The sequence below is a fragment of the uncultured Ralstonia sp. genome (assembly GCA_913056305.1).
In the GTDB taxonomy this organism is placed as follows: Bacteria; Pseudomonadota; Gammaproteobacteria; order Burkholderiales; family Burkholderiaceae; genus Ralstonia.
Genome location: CAJXMR010000247.1, coordinates 1 through 6,342, shown reverse-complemented (window position 1 = coordinate 6,342; position 6,342 = coordinate 1). Strand labels below are relative to the sequence as shown.

The following is a 6,342-nucleotide window of genomic DNA, read 5'->3' as shown; positions in this document are numbered from 1 at the left end:
ACCGCGACTGTGGTTAAACTGCCGTTCGTGCGCAATGGCAAGGCGCTGGTCAGCTAGTCCCTGGCAACCGAATCCCCCAATCTGAATTCATTCCTATCTTCCGGAGAACCCTTCATGAGCAACATCCCCGCCGACCTGAAGTACACCGAACACGATGAGTGGATCCGCGTCGAAGCCGACGGCACGCTGACCATCGGCATCACCGACTTCGCGCAAGACGCGCTGGGCGATATCGTCTTCCTGGACCTGCCGGAAGCCGGCCGCGAGGTCAAGCAGGGCGACGCGATTGCCGTGGTCGAGTCGGTCAAGGCCGCCTCCGACATCTACGCGCCGGTCGCGGGTGAGATCGTCGCCAACAACGCCGACGCCTCGGGTGCGCCCGAGTCCGTCAACGCCGACGCCTACGCCGCGTGGCTGTTCAAGATCAAGCCGGCCAACGTGGACGACGTGAACGCCCTGCTGTCGGCCGAGCAGTACACCGCCAAGATCGGCTAAGCCGTACCCCCTCCAGCCGGTGCGCCTGACCTGCGCACCGGCTTGACCGTTTTCTGAGCCCTTGCCATGAACGCTCCGCACCCCGCTTCCTCGTCGTCGGCTTTCGCCGCCGAACGCCCCACGCTAGCTGAACTGGAGGCGCGCGACGCCTTCGCCGCCCGCCACATCGGCCCCTCGGCTGAAGAGCAGACCGCGATGCTCGGCACGCTCGGCTATGCCAGCCGCGCCGCGCTGATCGACGCCGTGATCCCGCCCGCCATCCGCCGCCAGGACGGCATGCCGCTGGGCGAATTCACGCAGCCGCTGACGGAAGAAGCGGCGCTGGCCAAGCTGCGCGGCATCGCCGGGCAGAACCGCGTGGCCAAGAGCCTGATCGGCCAGGGCTATTACGGCACGCACACGCCGGGCGTGATCCTGCGCAACATCCTCGAGAACCCCGCCTGGTACACGGCCTATACGCCGTACCAGCCGGAAATCTCGCAGGGCCGCCTGGAAGCGATGCTGAACTTCCAGCAGATGGTGATCGACCTGACGGCGATGGACATCGCCAACGCGTCGATGCTGGACGAAGCCACCGCCGCCGCCGAAGCGATGACGCTGCTGCAGCGCGTGGGCAAGCACCAATCGAACGTGTTCTTCGTGGCTGACGACGTGCTGCCGCAGACGCTGGAAGTCGTGCGCACGCGCGCCGAGCCGATCGGCGCGAACGTGGTCACCGGCCCCGCCGCTGATGCCGCCAAGCACAACGCCTTCGGCGTGCTGCTGCAATACCCCGGCGCCAACGGTGCGCTGCTGGGGGATCTGAATACCTACCAGGCCCTGACCGACGCCGTGCACGCTGCCGGTGGTCTGGTCGTGGCTGCCGCTGACCTGCTGGCCCTCACGCTGCTGGCCGCCCCGGGCGAATGGGGCGCCGACGTGGTGATCGGCAACACGCAGCGCTTTGGCGTGCCGTTCGGCTTTGGCGGCCCGCACGCCGGCTACATGGCTGTGCGTGATGCGTTCAAGCGCTCGATGCCGGGCCGCCTTGTCGGCGTCACGGTCGATGCGCAGGGCAACCCGGCCTACCGCCTCGCACTGCAGACGCGCGAGCAGCACATCCGCCGCGAGAAGGCCACCTCGAACATCTGTACCGCGCAGGTGCTGCTGGGCGTGATGGCGTCGATGTATGCCGTCTACCACGGCCCACAGGGCCTCAAGCGCATCGCCCAGCGCGTGCACCGTCTGACCGCCACGCTGGCCGCCGGCCTGCGCGCGGTCGGCTACACGCTCGAAGCCGACGCCTTCTTCGACACGCTGACGGTCGCCACCGGCCCGCGCACGGCCAACCTGCACGTCGCCGTGCAAGCGCACGGCATCAACCTGCGCCAGATCGATGATGCCCGCCTGGGCATCTCGCTGGACGAAACCACCACGCGCGCCGATGTGGCCGCGCTGTGGGAAATCTTCGCGCACGCCGCCCACGCTGCCGCACCGGATTTCGACAAGGTGGAAGCCAGCGTGGCCGATGCGTTCCCGGCGTCGCTCGTGCGCCAGAGCGCGTACCTGACGCACCCGGTCTTCAACGCGCACCATTCCGAGCACGAAATGCTGCGCTACCTGCGCAGCCTGGCGGACAAGGACCTGGCGCTGGACCGCACCATGATCCCGCTGGGCTCGTGCACGATGAAGCTCAACGCCACCGCCGAGATGCTGCCGGTGACGTGGCCCGAGTTCTCGAACATCCACCCGTTCGCGCCGGCCGACCAGACCGTGGGCTACCGCGAGATGATCGACCAGCTCGAGCAGATGCTGTGCGCCGCCACCGGTTATGCGGCGGTCAGCCTGCAGCCGAACGCCGGCTCGCAGGGCGAATACGCCGGTCTGCTGATCATCCACGCCTACCACGCCAGCCGCGGCGAGGCTCACCGCAACGTGTGCCTGATCCCGTCGTCGGCGCATGGCACCAACCCGGCCTCGGCGCAGATGGCCGGCATGCAGGTTGTCGTCGTCGCGTGCGATGAGCGCGGCAACGTCGATCTGGCCGACCTGGAGAAGAAGGCCGCCGAGCACAGCAAGAACCTCGCGGCCATCATGATCACCTACCCGTCCACGCACGGCGTGTTCGAGGAAGGCGTCAAGCGCGTGTGCGAGATCGTGCACAGCCACGGCGGCCAGGTGTACGTGGACGGCGCCAACATGAACGCCATGGTCGGCACGGCAGCGCCGGGCCACTTCGGCGGCGACGTCTCGCACCTGAACCTGCACAAGACGTTCTGCATTCCGCACGGCGGTGGCGGCCCGGGCGTGGGCCCGGTGGCGGTGGGCGCGCACCTCGCGCCGTTCCTGCCCGGCCGCTCGGCCTCGGGCGAAGACGCGAGCAAGAACATCGGCGCCGTCTCGGCCGCGCCGTTCGGCTCGGCCTCGATCCTGCCGATCTCATGGATGTACATCGCCATGATGGGCGCGACCGGCCTCACCGCCGCCACCGAGACGGCCATCCTGTCGGCCAACTACGTGGCCAAGCGCCTGTCGCCGTACTACCCGGTGCTGTACACGGGCGCGCACGACCTGGTGGCGCACGAGTGCATTCTCGACATCCGCCCGCTGCAGAAGGAATCGGGCATCAGCAACGAAGACATCGCCAAGCGCCTGATGGACTTCGGCTTCCACGCGCCGACGATGAGCTTCCCGGTGCCGGGCACGCTGATGATCGAGCCGACCGAGAGCGAGCCGAAGGTGGAACTCGACCGCTTCATCGACGCGATGATCGCCATCCGTGGCGAAGTCGACAAGGTGGTCTCGGGCGAGTTCGACCGTGAAGACAACCCGCTCAAGCACGCCCCGCACACCGCGCAGGTGGTGATGGCCGACGGCTGGTCGCACAAGTACTCGCGCGAGCAGGCCGCCTACCCGGTGGCATCGCTGCGCAAGCAGAAGTACTGGCCGCCGGTCGGCCGTGCGGACAACGTCTACGGCGACCGCAACCTGTTCTGCGCCTGCGTGCCGATGAGCGAGTACGCGCAAGACTGATGGGCCTCATGTGACGCGGTGGTGGAGCGCCCCGCTCTGCCGCCGCGTCACATACGTAACCGGGCAGGATCGTCGCAACTCGCGCTGTAACGAGTTATCACAACCCACGCTCTCGGGCACCTCGCCGTCTAAGGTGACTGCATTTCACGCACCCGAAGAGGACCCGCCATGCCGATGCTCCACCGCGCCCCGATCGTCCAACTGTTGGCTTGTGCCGCCGCCCTGGCGGCGTGCAGCGCCTGCACACCCACGCAGGCGGGCGCGGCCTCGGCCGTGTATGCCGGTGCGCACACCCCGGCCGGCCCCGCGCGCGACTGGTGCAGTGTTTCGCCCGCCGAATCTGGTGATCCTGCCGCCGTCAAGCTGATCGCCCGCGCCACGCAACGCCTGGTGCAGACGCCGCACCCGCTGCCGCGCCTGCACACCGAGGGCACGCTGCCGCATCAGGGTATCTACGACGAATCCGTCAACGCGCAGCGCGACTTCCCGCTCATGCGCGACGCCGCGCTGGCCTGGCGCCTCACGGGCGACAAGCGCTTCGCCGAGCAGGTCGACACCTTCCTGCACGCGTGGGTCGGCACCTACGTGCCGAGCTTCAACCCGATCGACGAGACCAAGTTCGATGCGCTGATCCAGGCCTACACGCTGGCGCGCGACGGCCTCACGCCCAGCACGCGCGATGAGGCACAGCGTTTCCTGCGCACGCTGGCCGAGGGCTACATCGCCCGCACGGATGGTGCCAAGCGGCCGCTCTCCACCACCTGGATCAACAACTGGCAGAGCCACCGCATCAAGATCATGGCGATGGCATCCGCCGCGCTCGGTGACCGCGCGCTGATCGCGCAAACGCACCGCCTGTTCCTGCAGCAACTTGCCAACAACGTGCGTCCGGACGGCTCGGTGGAAGACTTTGAAGACCGCGACGCGCTGCATTACGTGGTCTACGACCTGGAACCGCTGACGATGGCCGCGATTGCCGTGCAGCCGTTCAGCCAGAACTGGCTGAACGCCCGCACACCGAACGGCGCGTCACTCTCCGCCGCCATCGACTGGCTCACGCCATACGCCGACGGCAGCCGCACCCACGAGGAATACGTCCACTCGCACGTGCCCTTCGACAAGACCCGCAAGGATGCTGGCCTGCCCGGCTACTCCGGCCCGTGGGAGCCGAAGGGCGCTGGCACGCTGTACTGGCAGGCCGCGCGACTGGACCCGAATTACCGCCCGCTGGCCGAACGGCTGGCCGCCACCGCGCCCGATTGGCTGGCGCTGTGCGCGGCCCGCTGATCGGCGCATCATTGAACTAGACAGCGGGCACGAACCAACCCGGCGTGGGCAGCCAAAAGCTCACCCACGCCACAACGCCCCCGGAGCCTGAACCCCATGGCTGTTTCTGTTTTCGACCTCTTCAAGATCGGCATCGGCCCGTCCAGCTCGCACACGGTCGGCCCGATGCGCGCCGCGCTGATGTTCGCCTCCGGCCTCGAAGCCGACGGGCTGCTGCCCCAAGTCGCCAGCGTGCGTGTGGAGCTGTACGGCTCGCTCGGTGCCACCGGCAAGGGCCACGGCACCGACCGTGGCGTCATCCTCGGCCTGATGGGCGAGGCGCCCGACACCATCGACCCCGACACCATCGAGACCAAACTGGCCGCGCTGCGCGCGTCGCAATCGCTGTCGCTGCTGGGGCGTCATGCGGTGCGCTTTACCGAGAAGGAGCACATCGCCTTCTACCGCCGCGAGGCGATGGCCGAGCACCCCAACGGGATGAAGTTCCACGCCTTCGACGCGGCCGGCGAGCGGTTGCGCGAGGCGCGCTACCTGTCGGTGGGCGGCGGTTTTGTCGTCACGGCGGGTGCGCCGAACACGCAAGTGCTCTCCGCGCACGACCAGTTGCCCCATCCGTTCCGCAGCGGCCGCGACCTGCTGACGATGTGTGCGGCGACCGGCAAGTCCATCGCCCGCCTGATGCTGGAGAACGAGCTGACCTGGCGCAGCGAAGCCGAGGTGCGCAGCGGCTTGCTGAACATCTGGCACGTGATGCAGGCGTGTGTGGCGCGCGGCTGCCGCACTGAGGGGGAATTGCCCGGCCCGTTCCATGTGCGCCGTCGCGCTGCCGAGCTGTATGCACGGCTGACCGGCCAGGCAGAACGCACGCTGTCCGACCCGCTGTCGGTGATCGACTGGGTGAACCTGTATGCGATTGCGGTGAATGAAGAGAACGCTGCGGGCGGACGGGTCGTCACGGCGCCGACCAACGGCGCGGCGGGCATCATCCCCGCGGTGCTGCACTACTACGACCGCTTCGTGCCCGGTGCGAATGACAACGGCGTGGTGGATTTCCTGCTGACCGCTGGCGCGATCGGCATGCTGTACAAGATGAATGCGTCCATCTCCGGGGCTGAAGTCGGTTGCCAGGGCGAGGTGGGGGTCGCGTGTTCGATGGCGGCGGGTGCGCTTGCTGCCGTGCTTGGCGGTACGGCGCCGCAGGTCGAGAACGCTGCCGAGATCGGCATGGAGCACAACCTTGGTTTGACGTGCGACCCGGTGGGCGGGCTGGTGCAGATTCCTTGTATTGAGCGTAATGCGATGGCCTCTGTGAAGGCGGTGAATGCGGCGCGCATGGCGCTGCGTGGCGATGGCACGCACTATGTGTCGCTCGACTCCGTCATCAAGACGATGCGGGAGACGGGGGCGGATATGAAGACCAAATATAAGGAGACGGCGCGCGGGGGGTTGGCGGTGAATATTGTGGAGTGCTGAGTTTGGTTTGTTTTGGCCCCGGTGGTGCATCCCCTGTTTCATCCCCTGCCGGGGCTGACTCACTTTCTTTGTCTT

The 6,342-nt window shown here is 67.6% G+C and carries 4 protein-coding genes; all 4 read left to right on the top strand.

The genetic code is table 11. The features are described from left to right. Positions 1 to 114 precede the first annotated feature (114 nt). Entirely contained in the window at positions 115 to 495 is a 381-nt protein-coding gene (gene gcvH / locus QZ609_RS23285) for a glycine cleavage system protein GcvH (RefSeq protein WP_295499929.1), read from the top strand. 66 nt (positions 496 to 561) lie between these two features. Next, the gene (gcvP, locus tag QZ609_RS23280; RefSeq protein ID WP_295499927.1) at positions 562 to 3,507 is read left to right on the top strand and encodes an aminomethyl-transferring glycine dehydrogenase; all 2,946 of its coding nucleotides are present in this window, start codon (positions 562 to 564) and stop codon (positions 3,505 to 3,507) included. A gap of 168 nt (positions 3,508 to 3,675) precedes the next feature. Continuing rightward, a complete protein-coding gene (locus tag QZ609_RS23275) occupies positions 3,676 to 4,794 on the top strand; it encodes an alginate lyase family protein (protein ID WP_295499925.1) in 1,119 nt (372 codons plus the stop codon). 96 nt (positions 4,795 to 4,890) lie between these two features. Continuing rightward, complete coding sequence (locus QZ609_RS23270) at positions 4,891 to 6,267, top strand: L-serine ammonia-lyase (protein WP_295499923.1); 1,377 nt, start codon at positions 4,891 to 4,893, stop codon at positions 6,265 to 6,267. Positions 6,268 to 6,342 lie beyond the last annotated feature (75 nt).